At 67.6% G+C, this 16,654-nt stretch carries 14 protein-coding genes, 1 tRNA gene and 1 pseudogene; 9 read left to right on the top strand and 7 right to left on the bottom strand.

Annotated features, from left to right (window positions below):
- Positions 1 to 4 precede the first annotated feature (4 nt).
- From Q0632_RS14850 to Q0632_RS14875, 6 genes are all read left to right on the top strand, one after another.
- On the top strand, positions 5 to 907 hold the full coding sequence (locus Q0632_RS14850) for a PP2C family serine/threonine-protein phosphatase (RefSeq protein WP_298931508.1): 903 nt from the start codon (positions 5 to 7) through the stop codon (positions 905 to 907).
- A gap of 9 nt (positions 908 to 916) precedes the next feature.
- Positions 917 to 1,645 (top strand): ribonuclease PH, encoded by a 729-nt coding sequence (rph, locus tag Q0632_RS14855; RefSeq protein WP_298931510.1) that lies wholly within the window; start codon positions 917 to 919, stop codon positions 1,643 to 1,645.
- A gap of 99 nt (positions 1,646 to 1,744) precedes the next feature.
- Positions 1,745 to 2,293 (top strand): non-canonical purine NTP pyrophosphatase, encoded by a 549-nt coding sequence (locus Q0632_RS14860; RefSeq protein ID WP_298931533.1) that lies wholly within the window; start codon positions 1,745 to 1,747, stop codon positions 2,291 to 2,293.
- Positions 2,290 to 3,519, top strand: coding sequence for a radical SAM family heme chaperone HemW (hemW, locus tag Q0632_RS14865; protein WP_298931512.1), 1,230 nt, complete (start codon positions 2,290 to 2,292; stop codon positions 3,517 to 3,519). The genes Q0632_RS14860 and hemW overlap by 4 nt, the downstream gene beginning before the upstream one ends.
- Positions 3,520 to 3,641: 122 nt before the next feature.
- Positions 3,642 to 6,803, top strand: a complete 3,162-nt coding sequence (locus Q0632_RS14870) for a DUF4214 domain-containing protein (protein ID WP_298931515.1) — start codon at positions 3,642 to 3,644, stop codon at positions 6,801 to 6,803.
- Between the two features lie 117 nt (positions 6,804 to 6,920).
- Entirely contained in the window at positions 6,921 to 7,085 is a 165-nt protein-coding gene (locus tag Q0632_RS14875; protein WP_298931517.1) for a hypothetical protein, read from the top strand.
- Positions 7,086 to 7,105: 20 nt separating this feature from the next.
- On the opposite strand, the gene Q0632_RS14880 is transcribed toward Q0632_RS14875, so the two are convergent.
- The 7 genes from Q0632_RS14880 to ureA all read right to left on the bottom strand — a co-directional run bounded on the left by Q0632_RS14880 (position 7,106) and on the right by ureA (position 11,422).
- Positions 7,106 to 7,195, bottom strand: a tRNA-Ser gene (locus Q0632_RS14880).
- 14 nt (positions 7,196 to 7,209) lie between these two features.
- A complete protein-coding gene (gene ureG, locus Q0632_RS14885; protein ID WP_298931519.1) occupies positions 7,210 to 7,857 on the bottom strand; it encodes an urease accessory protein UreG in 648 nt (215 codons plus the stop codon).
- On the bottom strand, positions 7,854 to 8,540 hold the full coding sequence (locus tag Q0632_RS14890; RefSeq protein ID WP_298931521.1) for an urease accessory protein UreF: 687 nt from the start codon (positions 8,538 to 8,540) through the stop codon (positions 7,854 to 7,856). Before Q0632_RS14890 ends, ureG begins: the two co-directional genes overlap by 4 nt.
- Positions 8,512 to 9,087, bottom strand: coding sequence for an urease accessory protein UreE (ureE, locus tag Q0632_RS14895; protein ID WP_298931523.1), 576 nt, complete (start codon positions 9,085 to 9,087; stop codon positions 8,512 to 8,514). Before ureE ends, Q0632_RS14890 begins: the two co-directional genes overlap by 29 nt.
- Positions 9,088 to 9,093: 6 nt before the next feature.
- Entirely contained in the window at positions 9,094 to 10,812 is a 1,719-nt protein-coding gene (gene ureC / locus Q0632_RS14900) for an urease subunit alpha (protein ID WP_298931525.1), read from the bottom strand.
- Entirely contained in the window at positions 10,812 to 11,117 is a 306-nt protein-coding gene (locus Q0632_RS14905; protein ID WP_298931535.1) for an urease subunit beta, read from the bottom strand. The genes ureC and Q0632_RS14905 overlap by 1 nt, the downstream gene beginning before the upstream one ends.
- A 2-nt stretch (positions 11,118 to 11,119) precedes the next feature.
- Positions 11,120 to 11,422, bottom strand: coding sequence for an urease subunit gamma (gene ureA, locus Q0632_RS14910; RefSeq protein ID WP_298931527.1), 303 nt, complete (start codon positions 11,420 to 11,422; stop codon positions 11,120 to 11,122).
- Positions 11,423 to 11,650: 228 nt separating this feature from the next.
- Here ureA and Q0632_RS14915 point away from each other — a divergent pair, with 228 nt between their 5' ends.
- From Q0632_RS14915 to Q0632_RS14925, 3 genes and pseudogenes are all read left to right on the top strand, one after another.
- Complete coding sequence (locus Q0632_RS14915) at positions 11,651 to 15,013, top strand: ATP-binding protein (RefSeq protein WP_298931537.1); 3,363 nt, start codon at positions 11,651 to 11,653, stop codon at positions 15,011 to 15,013.
- Positions 15,010 to 16,014 (top strand): response regulator transcription factor, encoded by a 1,005-nt coding sequence (locus Q0632_RS14920; protein WP_298931529.1) that lies wholly within the window; start codon positions 15,010 to 15,012, stop codon positions 16,012 to 16,014. Before Q0632_RS14915 ends, Q0632_RS14920 begins: the two co-directional genes overlap by 4 nt.
- Before the next feature lie 256 nt (positions 16,015 to 16,270).
- Positions 16,271 to 16,654: pseudogene (locus Q0632_RS14925) on the top strand (hypothetical protein); the annotation flags it as partial.

Genomic DNA, 16,654 nt, shown 5'->3' on the forward strand with positions numbered 1-16,654 from the left:
GTCGATGAAATTCTCCGTCTTCCAGATCAGCCGCAGGGGCGGCCGCGAGAAGAACGAAGACCGCATGGGTTACTGCTACACGCGCGAGTCGGGCCTGTTCGTGCTGGCCGATGGCATGGGCGGCCACCCCGAGGGCGAGGTGGCGGCCCAGCTGGCGCTGCAGACCATCTCCGCGCTGTACCAGAAGGAAGCCCGGCCCCTGGTCAAGGACGTGACCGAATTCCTGGCCGCGTCGCTGATGGCGGCGCACCACCAGATCATCCGTTACGCCAGCGAAAAAGGCATGCTGGACACGCCGCGCACGACCCTGGTGGCTGCCGTGGTGCAGGGCAACACGGCGACCTGGGTGCATTGCGGCGACTCGCGCCTGTACGTGGTGCGCGACGGCGAGCTGCTGACCCGCACGCGCGACCATTCCTACCTGGAGCAGCAGGGCTCGGCCGTGGTCGGCATGGACCGCATCAACCGCAACATCCTGTTCACCTGCCTGGGCTCGCCCACCAAGCCGGTCTTCGACGTTACCGGACCGGTCACGCTGCAGCAGGGCGACAAGGTCCTGCTGTGCTCGGACGGCCTGTGGGGCAGCCTCAACGACAACGACATCGTGCGCCACCTGACGACGCAGCCGGTGTCCGACGCGGTGCCCGACCTGGTCGAGGCAGCGCTGCGTAACGGCGGCGAGCACTCGGACAACGTGACGGTGATCGCCTTCGAGTGGGAAACCCCCGACACTTTTGAATCCACCCGGGGCATCTCCACCGACAGCATCAGCGACGGTGTGTTTGCCTCGACCATCCAGGCCGGCGTGCTCGACACCATGGTCGAAGACCTCGACGACGCCGCCATCGAGCGGTCCATCGCCGAGATCAACGAAGCCATCAAGCGCTCGGCTGCCCGTAGATCCTGAAACCCGAAAATGACTGAATTTGCAAGAAGCGGTGGCCGTGCCGCCGACCAGCTGCGCCCCATCCGCATCACGCGCGGCTTCACCATCCATGCCGAAGGCTCGGTGCTGATCGAGTTCGGCGACACACGCGTGCTGTGCACCGCCTCGGTCGAAGACCGGGTGCCGCCGCACAAGCGTGGCAGCGGCGAAGGCTGGGTGACGGCAGAGTACGGCATGCTGCCGCGCGCCACCCACACCCGCAGCGACCGTGAGGCCGCACGGGGCAAGCAGAGCGGCCGCACGCAGGAAATCCAGCGCCTGATCGGCCGCTCCATGCGGGCCGTGTTCGACCTCAAGGCCCTGGGCGAGCGCACCATCCACCTGGACTGCGACGTGCTGCAGGCCGACGGCGGCACCCGCACGGCCGCCATCACCGGCGCCTTTGTCGCCGCACAGGATGCGGTCAACAAGCTGCTGGCCGACAAGAAGCTCACTGCCTCGCCCATCACCGGGCCGGTGGCGGCAGTCTCGGTGGGCATCGTCCAGGGCCTGCCCCTGCTCGACCTGGAGTACATCGAGGACGTGGCCTGCGACACCGACATGAACGTGGTGATGACAGGCGCCGGCCATTTCGTCGAAGTGCAGGGCACGGCCGAGGGCGTGGCCTTCACCCGCACCGAGATGGACGAGTTGCTGCGCCTGGCCGAAAAGGGCATCGCCGAACTGGTGCTTCTGCAACAGCGCGCGCTATCGAACTGATAGCTACTGAGGCCCGTTTCACGGGGGCTAGGGGTCGATTTGATTTCAAAGATTGTGCTGGCGTCGAACAACCGCGGCAAGCTTGCCGAGTTGCAGGCCATGCTGGCGCCGCTGGGCGTGGAGCTGCTGCGCCAGGGGGATCTGGGCATCCCAGAGGCCGAAGAGCCTTTCCGCACCTTCGTCGAGAACGCGCTGGCCAAGGCCCGCCATGCGGCCCAGGCCAGCGGCCTGCCGGCGCTGGCCGATGACGCCGGCCTGTGCGTCGAGGCCTTTGGCGGCCTGCCCGGCGTGGACACGGCTTTCTATGCGACGCAGTTCGGCTACGCCAAGGGCGATGACACCAATGTGCGGGCGCTGCTCGAGCAGATGGCGCAGGTTGCCGACCGCCGCGCGGCGCTGGTCAGCACCCTGGTGGCCGTGCGCACGCCGCAAGACCCCGAGCCGCTGATCGCGGTGGGCCGGGTGCGCGGCGAGATCGCGCGCGAGCCTGTGGGCAGCAATGGCTTCGGCTTCGACCCGGTGATGTTCATTCCCGAGTTCGGCCAGACCTTCGCCCAGCTGCCGCTGGAAGTGAAGAACGCGCACAGCCACCGCGGCCAGGCCGCGCGGCAGATGCTGGCGCTGATGCGCGAGCGCTGGCTGCCATGATTCCCATCGTGCCGGCGTCCCCGGCCGCGCCCGGGCCCAAGGACATCCAGCACTACATGCGGCCCGGCACGCTGCAGCTGGGCGCGTTGCCGCCGCTGTCGCTCTACGTGCACCTGCCCTGGTGCCTGAAGAAGTGCCCTTACTGCGACTTCAACTCGCACGAGATGCGCGCGGCTGAAATGCCAGAGCAGCGCTACCTCGATGCCCTGGTGGCCGACCTGGAAGCGGCCTTGCCCCTGATCTGGGGCCGCACCATCCACAGCATCTTCATCGGCGGCGGCACGCCCAGCCTGTTCTCACCGCAGGCCATCGACCGCCTGCTGGGCGACATCCGTGCCCGGCTCAAGCTGGAGCCCGATTGCGAGATCACGCTGGAGGCCAATCCCGGCACCTTCGAGAAGGACCGCTTCAAGGCCTTTCGGTCCGCCGGCGTGACACGCCTGTCGGTCGGTGTGCAAAGCTTCAACGACGCCCACTTGCAGGCGCTGGGCCGGGTGCACGACCGGGCCCAGGCCATCGCGGCGCTGGAAGAGGCGGCCCAGTCTTTCGACACTTTCAACCTGGACCTGATGTACGCCCTGCCGGGCCAGACCCTGGACCAGCTGGAGCAGGACCTGGCCCAGGCCATGGCGATGATGCCGCCGCACCTCTCGGTCTACCACCTGACCATCGAGCCCAACACCTACTTCGCCAAGTTTCCGCCGCAGATTCCCGAGGACGACCTGGCCTACGCGATGCTGGACCGCATCACCGAGGTGACGACCGGCGCTGGCATGGAGCGCTACGAGATTTCGGCTTATGCGAAGCCCGGCCACCGTTGCTGGCACAACCTCAATTACTGGCAGTTCGGCGACTACCTGGGAATCGGCGCGGGCGCGCACAGCAAACTCAGTTTCGCCCACCGCGTGGTGCGCCAGGTGCGCTACCGCGATCCCAAGCTGTACATGGACAAGGCCCTGGCCGGCCAGGCGCGGGCGCAGGACGACGAGGTGGCGCGCGCCGAACTGCCCTTCGAGTTCATGCTCAATGCGCTGCGCCTGCGCCAGGGCTTTGCCGTGCAGCAGTTTGCCGAGCGCACGGGCCTGCCGCTGACCGCCATCGAGGCGGCGCTGCAGCAGGCCGAGGACAAGGGCCTGATCGAGCGCGGCCTGGCGCGCATCCGGCCGACCGAGCGAGGCTTCGATTTTCTGAGCGACCTGCAGTCGCTGTTTCTGGCGGACGCGTGATGTTTCGCTTTCCAAGTTTTCCCACGTAAACTCGCCCTGTCCCCCGCTCGGTGGACTTAGTTGTTCCACCGAGTGGGCGCTTGCGTGCAACGCGATGGGCCTGCTCTTCTTGCAAGGTTGCAATGGCCATCACCACCCCCCAGTTGCTTGAGCTCTATCTGGCCTATTTCGGCCGTCCGCCGGATGTGGGGGGCGTGCAGTTTTATTCGTCGGGCAAGCATGCGCTGGAGGACGTGGTGCGCGGCTTCAGCGCGTCGCCCGAGTCGGTGGCCTTGCATGGCAGCACGTTCGGCGCGGCCCAGATCAACGCGATCTACCAGAACCTGTTCAACCGCGATGCCGAGCCGGCGGGCCAGCTGTACTGGCAGCAGGAAGTCAACGCCGGGCGCATCAGCCCCGCGCAGGTCGCGCTGGCGATCCTCAACGGCGCGCAAAACGCCGACAAGACGGCGGTGCTCAACAAGCTGGCGCTGGCGCGAGCCTTCCTGGAGCAGCTTGACACCGTCGCGGAGATCGCCGGCTATGCGGGCGCGAACCCGGCGGCGGCGGCGCGCAGCTTCCTCCAAACCGTGGATGCATCCGAGGCCAGCCTGGCCACCGCGCTGGCGGCACTGCAGGCCAAGCTCATTCTGATCACGGGCGCCGGACAGACCCTGCCGGTCGCGCCGCCTGCAACGCCAGCCCCCACTTTCGCCGTCAGCAAGGACGGCGGCAACATCGTCTCCTTCAGCGCCGCCGGCGCGCAGATCGACGTGACCGAGGCGGGGGGCGGCAGCTTCACCTTCACCAGCGGTGGCGCCTCCGGCAGCGCCATTGCGCCCATCACTGGCATCGCCGTGCCTGTGGGCACGACGCTCAACATCAGCAGCACGCTGGCGACGGGCAAGGCCTTCAGCGGCGCCGGCACGGCGCTGGTCATTGCGAACGCGACCGGTGAAGACCTGACGGCCTTCAACGCCACCGGCGTCAGCGGCCTGCAGCTGAACACAGGCCAGAGCTACACCCTCACAGCGGCGCAAGCGGCAATCGCCAGGATCGGCGCCGGCGGCGTCATTGGCACGCTCACCGATGCCGGTACGACCACAGTCCGCGACACCCTGGCGGCCCTGGGCAATGGCGTGGCCACCGCCCTCAAGGCCGCTGGCGCCGACAGCGTGATCGCCTCCGCTGCCACGGGCGCCGACATCTCGGCCATCACCGTGGCCGGCATCGACGGCATCACCCTGGCCAGCGGGCAGAACTACACCATGACGGCGGCACAGGCCGCGTTGGCGACCGCTGCGCCGGGCGCACAGGCGGTGACCCTGACCACCGTGGCCAGCGGCACGCTCAACACCAACATCGAATCCTTTGTCCTGGGCAACTTCGCCAACAACGTGACGCTGGGTGCGGCCGCGCAGAACATCAGCAGCGCGGCCGGCACGGCGACCACGTTGAACCTCGGCGGCAGCACCGCAACCGGCACCTATGCCTTGGCCAACGCGGCCGACGTGCTGGTTGCCACCGACGGCGCCAACATCGCTGCGGCCACCACGACCTCGGTCGAGCTCCTCACGCTGGCCGGCGCCATCACCATGACGGCGGCCCAGTACAGCGCCTTCAACAGCGGCGGCATCACCGCTGGCGGCGCCAGCGACAGGATCATCCTGACGACGGCGCTCACCGGTGGCGAGGTCCTGAATGCGGCGGTGGAGAAGTTCACCCTGGCCGCGACAAACAACTCCGCCACTCTGGGCGCGGCGCAGTCCATCAATGCGCAAGCCCTGGCCGCCGGCCAGACGCTGGCACTGTCGGGCGCCTTCACGGCCAGCGTGACGCTGACGGCCGGCAACCTCGAGGCCGGCTCCACGGGCAGCACCACGGTGATGGGCGGGACCGGGGACAATACCATCTCATTGGGCAGCGGCAACGACACCGTCGACGCCGGCGGTGGCGCGGACATCATCACCGGCGGGGACGGCATCGACACCCTCAACGGACAGAGCGGAGACGACAGCTTTCTCTACGCATCGATGGCCCAGTTCCTCACAAGCTACAGGGTGGTCGACCAGATCGACGGTGGCGCCGACAACGACGCGGTGGTGATCAATTTCGACAATGTCAGGATCGATCGCAGCTCCGACCTCCAGCGCATGACCAATGTGGAGCAACTCAAGGCGCAATCGCAGTCGACGGCCCGGCGCGTCCACGACATCGCCGTCAACTCCGAGGTCAAGCTGGGCAGCCTGACCACCATCGACCTGTCGGGCGACACCGCGAACAACTCCAGCGGTGCCTTCGATCTGCGGGACGTCACCCGGGACATGACGCTCAAGGGCGTGGGCACCGGCACCAACAGTTTCATCTGTGGCTCCGGCGCGGACACGCTGGTCGGCGGGAACAGCACCGACGTTTTTTACTATTTGAACGCGGGCTCGTTCATTTCCGGCAATGCGGTGGTGGACCGCCTCGATGGAGGCGGCGGCAACGATTCCATCGTCGTCGACGACAGCTTCAGCATTGGCAGCGCGCAGTCGCTGGCGCGCATCACGAATATAGAGATCCTGCGCACCCTGTCCCAGAACATGGTCGTCCACAACTATTCGCTCACATTCCAGGCCGATGCCAACCTGGGGTCCATCAGCAAGATCGAGCTGGCGAGCGACCAGGCCTCAGGGTCCACAGCGACGGTCGACCTCTCGGGCCTTACCCGCGGGATGACGGTGACCGGCGTGGCCAAGGGCAGCAACACCATCACCGGTGGCTCGGGCGCGGACAGCCTGACGGGAGGTGAAGTCACCAGCATCTTGCGCGGAGGCGGTGGCAACGACAGCATCGCCACATCCACCAGCGGCGCCACGACCTATGTGTTCGAAGCCAGCGGCAGCGCCAATGGCGTGGATACCTTGACCGGGGTGCGCACCAACGGAACCTTCAGTTTCTCGGCGTTTCTCGGCACTTCGTCGTTGAACAATGCCGCCGTCGATTCCACCCTGATCGGCTCCGCGCTGGTCTTGACGGGCGGCCTGAACATCGGCGTGCGTTACGGCAGCGCGACCCTGACCGCAGCCAATATTCTGGCGGCGGCCGACGGCGGTGTGGCCGGCGAGGTGGTCGTGGCCAATGGTGGCAAGGCGGTCGTCTTCTCTTTCTCTGAAACTACAGCTGGCAGCAGCGCCAACGGCTCCATCTACTACGTGGAAGACACCACCGGCGCGCGGGACTTCGCCGTGACCTTGGTGGGAACGATGACGGGCAGTGCCGCCACCATCACTGACATGGCGAGCGCGGTCGGATACCTCTAGGAGGGGCGTGATTTGCTGGCGTCGGAGGATGCCGGCCGGACAGGGGCTGCAGTCCTACAAGCGCGCGGCCGGCCGCGCACCAGCATGGGCGGACTTCAACACTGCGGAGAGACCACCATGCCCCAATCCAGCAAAGACGCCAAGGGCGGCAAGACGCACGCCAAGAAAGACACGCACGCCAGCGGCGGCGCTTCGGCGGCGGCACAGAGGAAAGCCGCAAGCAAGCCATCGGGTTCACCCACAGGGCCACAAAAGCACGGCGAGAAGAAGACCACCAACTAGGAGCCGCGCAGGCTGTGGTCTGGCGGAAGCGGTGAGATTCGAACTCACGGAGGCCGCGAGGCCTCGGCGGTTTTCAAGACCGCTGGATTAAACCACTCTCCCACGCTTCCTGGGAGGCGTGATTTTACGCTGTGGCCAGCAGCAGGCCTTTGCTCTCGATGAAGGCGACGACCTCGGCCAGGCCCTGCTTGGTCTTGAGGTTGGTCATCACATAGGGCTTGCCGCGCCGCATGCGCTGGGTGTCTTCTTCCATCACGCCCAGATCCGCGCCCACATAAGGCGCCAGGTCGGTCTTGTTGATGACGAACAGATCGCTCTTGGTGATGCCGGGGCCGCCCTTGCGCGGGATCTTTTCGCCGGCAGCGACGTCGATCACGTAGATGGTCAGGTCCGAGAGCTCCGGGCTGAAGGTGGCGGCCAGGTTGTCGCCGCCGGATTCCACAAACACCACGTCGGCGTCGGGAAAATCCTCCAGCATGCGGTCGATAGCTTCCAGGTTGATGGAGGCGTCCTCGCGGATGGCGGTGTGCGGGCAGCCGCCGGTCTCCACGCCCATGATGCGTTCGGCCGCCAGGGCGCCGCTGACGGTCAGCAGGCGCTGGTCTTCCTTGGTGTAGATGTCGTTGGTGATGGCCACCAGGTCGTATTGATCGCGCATGGCCTTGCACAGCATTTCCAGCAAGGTGGTCTTGCCCGAACCGACCGGCCCGCCGATGCCCACGCGCAGTGGCGGCAGCTTCTTGGTGCGGTTGGCGATGTGGTGCATGGTCATGATCTGAACAATCTGGAGTATTGGGTTTCATGCTGGGCCGACAGGATGGCCAGCATGGGGGAAAAAGCCTGGCGGCTGTCGTCGTCCAGGCCCAGGGCATGGTCTACCGCGCCGGGGATGGCCGCCGCCAGCCGCTGCAGGATGCGCTGGCCCGAGCTCTGGCCCAGGGGCACGGACTTGAGGGCGGCCTGCGCCATATTTTCCGACCAGCCGAAGGCAAAGCACAGGAGGATGTCGCGCGCCGCAGCGCCGCCACTGGAGGCTGCCAGCGCGAAGGCGACGGGGTAGGTCAGCGGCTGGGTGGCCCGCAGTGCTTGCTCGGGATGGACAGACTTGAGCCACTCCACCAGGGAGCGCCCCATCTGCACCGTCTGCGCGCGCAGTTCGCTGGTTTCCCGCGTCTGCAGTACCCAGGCATCGAGCTGGGCGATGCGCGCCATGTCTTGCGCGCGCCAGGCTGTCACGGCCTGCGCGACGACAGCGAGGTCAGAGCGCGCCAGGCTAGTGTGCAACTGGTCCTCGAGCCAAAGCGCTGCCGTGTCTTCGTTGCTGACCAGGCCTGCGTCGACCGCGGCCTCCAGCCCTTCGGAATACGAGAAACCGCCCACCGGCAGGGCCGGCGAGGCCAGCCAGATCAGCTGCAGCAGCGCGGCGTCAGTGGTGATGGTGGCCGCCGTGCTCATGGCTGTGTGCTTGCCGGTCCAGGTGCTCGGGCGAGAAAGGCCGGAAGCCCTGTACCGGTGCCGGCGCCGGGCTGTGCGAATGCCCGCCTCCGTGCGCGCCGTAGGCGCCGCCCTCGGGCTCGAAAGCGGTGTTCTCTTCGCGAACGATCAGGTGCATGGAGCGCAGCATGTCGGCCAGCACATGGTCGGGTTCGATCTTCAGGTGGTCGGGCTTGAGCTCGATCGGCACATGGCGGTTGCCCAGGTGGTAGGCGGCGCGCGTCAGGTCGAAGGGCGTGCCGTGTTCCTTGCAATGCGTGATGACCAGCACCGGCTGCGGCGCGGCGATCACCTTGACCAGGGAGCCGTCCTCGGCCACCAGCACATCGCCGCCGCGCACGGCCGTTCCGCGCGGCAGGAAGACGCCCAGGTGGCGGCCTTGCGAGTCGGTGGCGTCGAAACGGCTTTTCTGGCGCACGTCCCAATCGAGTTCGACCGTGGCCGCGCGCTTGAGGAGGACGGGCGCCAGCCCATGGCCGCCGGCCAGGATCTTGGAAATCTGCAACATCGGTTCTTAAAAGAGAAAGTAGCGCTGGGCCATGGGCAGCACGGTGGCCGCCTCGCAGGTCAGCAGCTGGCCGTCGGCGCGCACGGCATAGGTCTGGGCGTCGATCTCCATCTTGGGCAGGTAGCTGTTGTGCACCATGTTCTGCTTGCGCACGCCGCGGATGTTCTTCACGGCGCTCAAGGTCTTGGCCAGACCGAACTTGTCCTTGATGCCCGCGTCCAGGCCGGCCTGCGAGACGAAGCTGAGCGAGCCGCGGGCGATGGCGCCGCCGAAGGCGCCGAACATCGGCCGGTAGTGCACAGGCTGGGGTGTGGGGATGGAGGCGTTGGGGTCGCCCATGGCGGCCAGGGCGATGAAGCCGCCCTTGATGACCAGGGCCGGCTTGACGCCGAAGAAGGCCGGCTTCCAGACCACCAGGTCGGCCCACTTGCCCGGCTCGATGCTGCCCACCTCGTGGCTGATGCCGTGGGCGATGGCCGGGTTGATGGTGTACTTGGCGATGTAGCGCTTGGCGCGGAAGTTGTCGTGGCGCGCGCTGTCTTCCGGCAATGTGCCGCGTTGCGCCTTCATCTTGTGGGCCGTCTGCCAGGTGCGGATGATGACCTCGCCGACCCGGCCCATGGCCTGGCTGTCGCTGGACATCATGCTGATCGCGCCCAGGTCGTGCAGCACGTCCTCGGCGGCGATGGTTTCCTTGCGGATGCGGCTCTCGGCAAAGGCCAGGTCCTCGGCGATGGCCGGGTCCAGGTGGTGGCAGACCATGAGCATGTCCACATGTTCGTCCAGCGTGTTCACCGTGTAGGGCATGGTGGGGTTGGTCGACGAGGGCAGGAAGTTGGCCTCGCCCACCACGCGCAGGATGTCCGGCGCGTGGCCGCCGCCCGCGCCTTCGGTGTGGAACGCGCACAGGCCGCGGCCCTTGGTGGCGGCGATGGTGTTCTCGACGAAGCCCGATTCGTTGAGCGTGTCCGAGTGGATCGCCACCTGGGTGTCGGTGGCATCGGCCACGTCCAGACAGTTGCTGATGGCCGCCGGCGTCGTGCCCCAGTCCTCGTGCAGCTTCAGGCCGATCACGCCAGCGTTGATCTGTTCGTGCAAAGCGGCCGGCAGGCTGGCGTTGCCCTTGCCCAGAAAGCCCAGGTTCATGGGGAAGGCGTCGGCCGCCTGCAGCATGCGCTCGATGTTCCAGGGGCCGGGCGTGCAGGTGGTGGCAAAGGTGCCGGTGGCCGGTCCGGTGCCGCCGCCCAGCATGGTGGTCACGCCGGCGGCCAGGGCCTCCTCGATCTGCTGCGGGCAGATAAAGTGGATGTGGCTGTCGATGCCGCCGGCCGTGACGATGTTGCCCTCGCAGGAGATGATCTCCGTGCCCGGGCCGATGATGATGTCCACGCCCGGCTGGGTATCGGGGTTGCCGGCCTTGCCGATGGCCACGATGCGGCCGCCCTTGATGCCGATGTCGGCCTTGACGATGCCCCAGTGGTCAATGATCAATGCGTTGGTCATGACGCAGTCCACCGCGCCCTCGGCCCGGGTCTTCTGGCCCTGCGCCATGCCGTCACGGATGGTCTTGCCGCCGCCGAACTTCACCTCTTCGCCGTAGCCGCCGGCGCGCAGGGTGAAGTCGTCCTCGACTTCCACCATGAGGCCGGTGTCGGCCAGGCGCAGGCGGTCGCCCTTGGTCGGGCCGAACATCTCCGCGTAAGCGCGGCGTCCAATCGTTGCCATCAGAGTTTTCCTTGCACGAGGCCGCGAAAGCCATAAACGATGCGGTCGCCGGCGAAGTCCACCAGTTCCACCGTGCGCTGCTGGCCGGGCTCGAAACGCACGGCCGTGCCCGAGGCGATGTTCAGCCGCATGCCGCGCGCCGCATCGCGGTCGAAGCCCAGCGCGCCGTTGGTTTCGGCGAAGTGGTAGTGCGAGCCGACCTGGATGGGCCGGTCGGCCGTGTTGGCCACCACCACGGTGAGGGTGCGGCGGCCCGGGTTCAGGGCGTGGTCGCCGTCGTCGGTCAGGAGTTCGCCAGGTGTCATGGTCATACGATCGGCTGGTGGACGGTGACCAGCTTGGTGCCGTCCGGGAAGGTGGCTTCCACCTGGATGTCGGGGATCATGTCGGCCACGCCTTCCATCACGTCGGCGCGGGTCAGCACGCTGCGGCCCTCGCTCATGAGCTGGGCCACGGTCCTGCCGTCGCGGGCGCCCTCCATCACGGCGGCCGAGATCAGGGCCACGGCCTCGGGGTAGTTCAGCTTCAGGCCGCGGGCCTTGCGCCGCTCGGCCAGCAGGCCGGCGGTGAAGATCAGCAGCTTGTCTTTTTCTCGGGGGGTCAGTTCCATGGTGCCAGGCCGGTGGGGGAGTGCGGGCCATCTTATTGCAAAGCCCATGCCGGTCCATACGCCCAACGCCGCATGGACGGCCTGCTCCCCAGGTGGCCGTGGCACGGTTTCTGCACCCCTCGCTCCGTGAGCGAAACCATTCCCATCCACCCCGTACCGGCCGGCGAAGCGCCCCAGCGCATCGTGAAGGTCCGGCGCGACTACAACAGCTGGGTGGCGAGCGAGACCATGGAGGACTACGCCCTGCGCTACACGCCGCAGCGCTTTCGCAAATGGTCCACCTTCCGGGTCGCCAACACGGCTTTTGGCGCCGCCTCCTTCCTGATCCTGGAGGCGGTGGGCGCCACCCTGCTGGTGCAGTACGGCTTTCTCAACGCCTTCTGGGCCATCCTGGCCACCGGCCTGATCATCTTCCTGGCCGGCCTGCCGATCAGCATCTATGCCGCCCGCTACGGCGTGGACATGGACCTTTTGACCCGGGGCGCGGGCTTTGGCTACATCGGCTCGACCCTGACCTCGCTGATCTACGCCTCCTTCACCTTCATCTTCTTCGCGCTGGAGGCGGCCGTCATGGCCTACGCGCTGGAACTCGCCCTGGGCATCCCACCCAGTTGGGGCTACCTGGTCTGCGCCCTGGTCGTCATCCCCCTGGTGACGCACGGGGTCTCGGCCATCAGCCGGCTGCAGATGTGGACCCAGCCGCTGTGGCTGGTGATGCTGGTCGTGCCCTTCGTCTACGTGTTGATGCGCGATCCAGGTGCATTCAATGGAATAACGCACTACTCTGGTGAAAAGTCCGGCACATCGCAGTTTAATTTGCACTATTTCGGTGCTGCTCTGACGGTGGGGATCGCCTTGATTACCCAAATGGGGGAGCAGGTGGACTATCTGCGCTTCATGCCCAGGCGCGTGGAGGGCAGGGCCCGGGGCTGGTGGCTGGCTGTGCTGGCCGGCGGTCCGGGTTGGGTGCTGCTGGGTGTGGTCAAGATGCTGGGCGGCGCCCTGCTGGCCTACCTGGCGATCACCCACATGGTGCCCACCGACCGCGCGGTCGACCCCAACCAGATGTACCTGGCGGCCTACGAATACGTTTTTCCCAACTACGGCTGGGCGGTGGCGGCGACGGCCCTGTTCGTGGTCATCTCGCAGCTCAAGATCAACGTCACCAACGCCTATGCGGGCTCGCTGGCCTGGTCCAACTTCTTCTCGCGCGTCACCCACAGCCACCCGGGGCGGGTGGTCTGGGTGGTGTTCAACACCTTGATCGCCTTCATGCTGATGGAGATGAACGTCTTCCAGGCCCTGGGCGACGTGCTGGGCCTGTACTCCAACATCGCCATCGCCTGGATGATGGCGGTGGTGGCCGACCTGGTGATCAACAAGCCGCTGGGGCTGTCGCCGCCGGGCATCGAGTTCAAGCGGGCCCACCTCTACGACATCAACCCGGTCGGTGTGGGCGCCATGGTGCTGGCCTCGGCCCTGTCCATCGCCGCCCACCTGGGCCTGTTCGGTCCCATGGCCCAGGCTTTCTCCGCCGTGATCGCCCTGGGTGTGGCCCTGGTCACCTCGCCGCTGATCGCCTGGGCGACCAAGGGGCGCTACTACCTGGCCCGCGACAGCGGGCCGGCGCCGGAGCGCGATGCGGTGCAGCGCTGCGTGATCTGCGAGCGTGAGTACGAGGGCCCCGACATGGCCCATTGCCCGGCCTACCAGGGGCCGATCTGCTCGCTGTGCTGCACGCTGGACGCGCGCTGCGGTGACCTCTGCAAGCCGCATGCGAGCCTGTCGGCGCAGTGGTCGGGCGCGCTGCGGCATCTGCTGCCGCGCCGGGTCTGGCCTTATCTGGACACCGGCCTGGGCCACTTCCTGCTGCTGATGCTGATCGTCGTGCCGCTGCTGGCCACGGTGTTCGGCCTGCTCTACCGCCAGGAGCTGCAGGCCCTGGCATTGCTGGCCGAACCGCTGGCGATCTCGGACGGCACGCTGCGCTCGGGTTTTCTCAAGGCCTACATGGCCCTGCTGGTGATCGCGGGCATCGTCGCCTGGTGGCTGGTGCTGGCCCACAAGAGCCGCCAGGTGGCGCAGGAGGAGTCCAACCGCCAGACCCATCTGCTGATGCTGGAGATCGAGTCGCACCGCCAGACCGACGAGGCCTTGCAAAGCGCCAAGCTGCTGGCGGAGCGGGCCAAGCAGCAGGCCGAGCAGGCCAACCAGGCCAAGAGCCGCTACATCAGCGCCATCAGCCACGAGCTGCGCACGCCGCTCAACTCCATCCTGGGTTACGCCCAGCTGATGGGCGAGGACGCGGCCATCCCGCCGCACCGGCGCCAGGCGGTCAGCGTCATCAAGCGCGGCGGCGAGCACCTGCTGCAGCTGATCGAAGGCACGCTGGACATCGCCCGCATCGAGGCGGGCAAGCTCACGCTCAACGTCAAGCCCATGCACTTCGCCGATTGCGTGCACGAGATGGCCGGCATGTTCGAGCTGCAGGCCGCCGGCAAGGGCCTGGCCTTCCGCTTCGAGGCTGAGGGCACGCTGCCCGAGGTGGTGCGGGCCGACGAGAAGCGGGTGCGCCAGATCCTGATCAACCTGCTGGGCAACGCCATCAAGTTCACCAGCGAGGGCAAGGTGACCTTCCGCGTGCGCCATGCGCGCGAGATGGCCACCATCGAGATCGAGGACACCGGCCCCGGCCTGCAGCGCGAGGAGATCGAGCAGATCTTCGAGCCCTTCGCGCGCGGCGCCAGTGCCAGTGCGCCCCATGCCGCGCCGGGCGCCGGCCTGGGCCTGACCATCGCCAAGATGCTGACCGACCTGATGGGCGGCGAGCTGACGGTGCAAAGCACGCCGGGCGCCGGCGCGGCCTTTCGCATCAAGCTGTTCCTGCCCGAGGTGCATGGCGCGCGCGCTGCTGTCGTGGCGCCGGCCAGGCCGCGCCACGGCTACGAGGGTCCGCGCCGCAAGCTGCTGGTGGTCGACAACGAGGAGGCCGACCGCGAGCTGCTGGTGCACCTGCTCGAGCCGCTGGGCTTCGAGCTGCGCAGCGCCGCCAGCGGCCATGACGCGCTCGACCTGCTGGCCGCCGGCCTGCAGCCCGACGCCATCCTGATGGACCTGGCCATGCCCGGCATCGACGGCTGGGAGACCATCCGGCGGCTGCGCCGCATGGAACATGTCAATTCCAAAATCGCGATCGTCTCGGCCAACGCCTTTGACAAGGGGCTGGACAACGATGTGGGCATCCGGCCCGAGGACTTCATCCTCAAGCCGCTGCGCCACAGCGAGCTGCTCGACTGGCTGGAGCGCCAGCTGGGTCTGCGCTGGCTGGAGGCGCCAGTGGTTTCGCCGCCCTCGGTGGCGGCACCTGAGGCCGCAGACACGGGCCGCCTGCCCGATGCCACGGCCCTGCAGGAGCTGCAGCAGGTGGTGCAGCTGGGCTATCTGCGCGGCATCATGAACAAGCTCGACGCCATCGAGGCGGCCGAGCCCGAATGCAAAGGCTTCACCACCGCCATGCGCGAGCTGGCGCGCCAGTTCCAGTTCGAGCAGATGGCCAAGCGCCTGGCCGCCACTGCGACGGAGATCAAATGAACGGCAGCGAAGCCCTGGCCCGCGAGCGCGCCAACAGCGACCTGGTGCTGATCGTCGACGATGTGCCCGACAACCTGGCGGTGCTGCACGACGCGCTGGACGAGTCGGGCTACACCGTGCTGGTGGCCACCGGCGGCGAGGCGGCCCTGCAGCGTGCCGACCAGGCCCTGCCCGACATCGTGCTGCTCGACGCCATGATGCCGGGCATGGACGGCTTCGAGGTGGCTCGCCGCCTCAAGGCCTCGCCGCGCACGGCCCACATCCCCATCATCTTCATGACCGGCCTGACCGAGACCGAGCACCTGGTGGCGGCGCTGGAGTCCGGCGGGGTGGACTACGTCACCAAGCCGATCAAGCCCAAGGAGGTGCTGGCCCGCATGGGCGTGCATCTGGGCGGCGCCCGCCAGGCCCGGCAGGAGGCGCGCCAGGCCGGCCAGGCGCGCAACGCGCTGGACGCCTTCGGCTACGCCAGCATCACGGTGCGCGCCTCCGACGGCAGGCTGATGTGGCAGACGCCGCTGGCGCGCGATCTGCTGCTGGCCTACTTCGGCCCTCCGGCGCCGGGCCCGCACCAGCTGGCGCCGCAGCCGGTGGCCGACTGGCTGCGCCGCCACCTGCGCGAGGCGCAGGCGCAGATCGAGCCGCCGCGGCTGACGGCCGAACTGGGCGCGCGGCGCCTGTCCTTCCGCCTGCACCAGCAGACCGGCGACAGCGAGGGCGGCGGCGACTGGCTGATCGTCATGCGCGAAGTGTCGGATGCGGCGGTGATCGAGGCCATGAGCCTGTCCTTCAAGCTCACCGCGCGCGAGGCCGAGGTGCTGTACTGGGTGGTCAAGGGCAAGATCAACCGCGACATCGGCGACATCCTGGGCACCAGCCCCATGACGGTGAAAAAACACCTGGAACGGGTGTTTGCCAAGCTCGGCGTGGAGACACGTACCGCGGCGGCGGCCATGGCGCTGAGCCGCATCCGGCAGTTGCATCCACAGTTTGAGGGGTGAGGGAACTGGCACACACTTGGCCGCCGGCGCGCCGCGCACTTTGCGTGTCGGGGTCAAGTGGGATCTGTGAGGGCGCACCGTCGTCGCCTGCCGGGGCGGTGATGCTCGCTCTGGAGCGCAGCAACTGTCATGGCGGGCTGGCAGAATCCAACCATGTACCACCTCCCCGAGCCCATTCCGCCTCAGCCCTTCGATGACGCCGCTGCCGCCCTGGCCAAGGTGCAGCGCAAATACGACAGCAGCATCGCCCACCTGCGTGCCCACCACCGCGTCGGGGGCCTGCCGCCCCTCGGCCCGCAGGCGGGCGATGTCGGCGCTGGCGATGCGCGTGTTGCCGGTGACGGTGAAACGCTCCACGGGCACCGTGAGGCTGTCGGTCGCGGCGAGCGCCGGGCGCGCCGGCAACGGCAAGGCGAGCGGCGGCGCGGCGGGCAGTTCGCCCGTGCGGGGCGCCATCGTGCTGGTGTCCGACATGGGTTGCACGGTAGCAGGCGGCGCATCAGGACGGCATCAGGACCGCTTCAAGGGACCGGCTGGCCTGGCCGGCCACGGTGTGTCCGCAACTTCGTCGATTCGGACGATGGCCGGCCCCGGCGCGGCTGGATACCGTGCCGGCCTGTCCCAACCCATGACAAGGCGT

It is taken from the genome of uncultured Ramlibacter sp. (genome assembly GCF_936925435.1).
In the GTDB taxonomy this organism is placed as follows: domain Bacteria; phylum Pseudomonadota; class Gammaproteobacteria; order Burkholderiales; family Burkholderiaceae_C; genus Ramlibacter.

Excerpts from the sequence above, each read along its gene's own strand:
- Q0632_RS14850 (WP_298931508.1), top strand. The coding sequence starts at position 5 with ATGAAATTCTCCGTCTTCCAGATCAGCCGCAGGGGCGGCCGCGAGAAG.
- rph (WP_298931510.1), top strand. The coding sequence starts at position 917 with ATGACTGAATTTGCAAGAAGCGGTGGCCGTGCCGCCGACCAGCTGCGC.
- Q0632_RS14860 (WP_298931533.1), top strand. The coding sequence starts at position 1,745 with ATGCTGGCGCCGCTGGGCGTGGAGCTGCTGCGCCAGGGGGATCTGGGC.
- hemW (WP_298931512.1), top strand. The coding sequence starts at position 2,290 with ATGATTCCCATCGTGCCGGCGTCCCCGGCCGCGCCCGGGCCCAAGGAC.
- Q0632_RS14870 (WP_298931515.1), top strand. The coding sequence starts at position 3,642 with ATGGCCATCACCACCCCCCAGTTGCTTGAGCTCTATCTGGCCTATTTC.
- Q0632_RS14875 (WP_298931517.1), top strand. The coding sequence starts at position 6,921 with ATGCCCCAATCCAGCAAAGACGCCAAGGGCGGCAAGACGCACGCCAAG.
- ureG (WP_298931519.1), bottom strand. The coding sequence starts at position 7,857 with ATGACCATGCACCACATCGCCAACCGCACCAAGAAGCTGCCGCCACTG.
- Q0632_RS14890 (WP_298931521.1), bottom strand. The coding sequence starts at position 8,540 with ATGAGCACGGCGGCCACCATCACCACTGACGCCGCGCTGCTGCAGCTG.
- ureE (WP_298931523.1), bottom strand. The coding sequence starts at position 9,087 with ATGTTGCAGATTTCCAAGATCCTGGCCGGCGGCCATGGGCTGGCGCCC.
- ureC (WP_298931525.1), bottom strand. The coding sequence starts at position 10,812 with ATGGCAACGATTGGACGCCGCGCTTACGCGGAGATGTTCGGCCCGACC.
- Q0632_RS14905 (WP_298931535.1), bottom strand. The coding sequence starts at position 11,117 with ATGACACCTGGCGAACTCCTGACCGACGACGGCGACCACGCCCTGAAC.
- ureA (WP_298931527.1), bottom strand. The coding sequence starts at position 11,422 with ATGGAACTGACCCCCCGAGAAAAAGACAAGCTGCTGATCTTCACCGCC.
- Q0632_RS14915 (WP_298931537.1), top strand. The coding sequence starts at position 11,651 with ATGGAGGACTACGCCCTGCGCTACACGCCGCAGCGCTTTCGCAAATGG.
- Q0632_RS14920 (WP_298931529.1), top strand. The coding sequence starts at position 15,010 with ATGAACGGCAGCGAAGCCCTGGCCCGCGAGCGCGCCAACAGCGACCTG.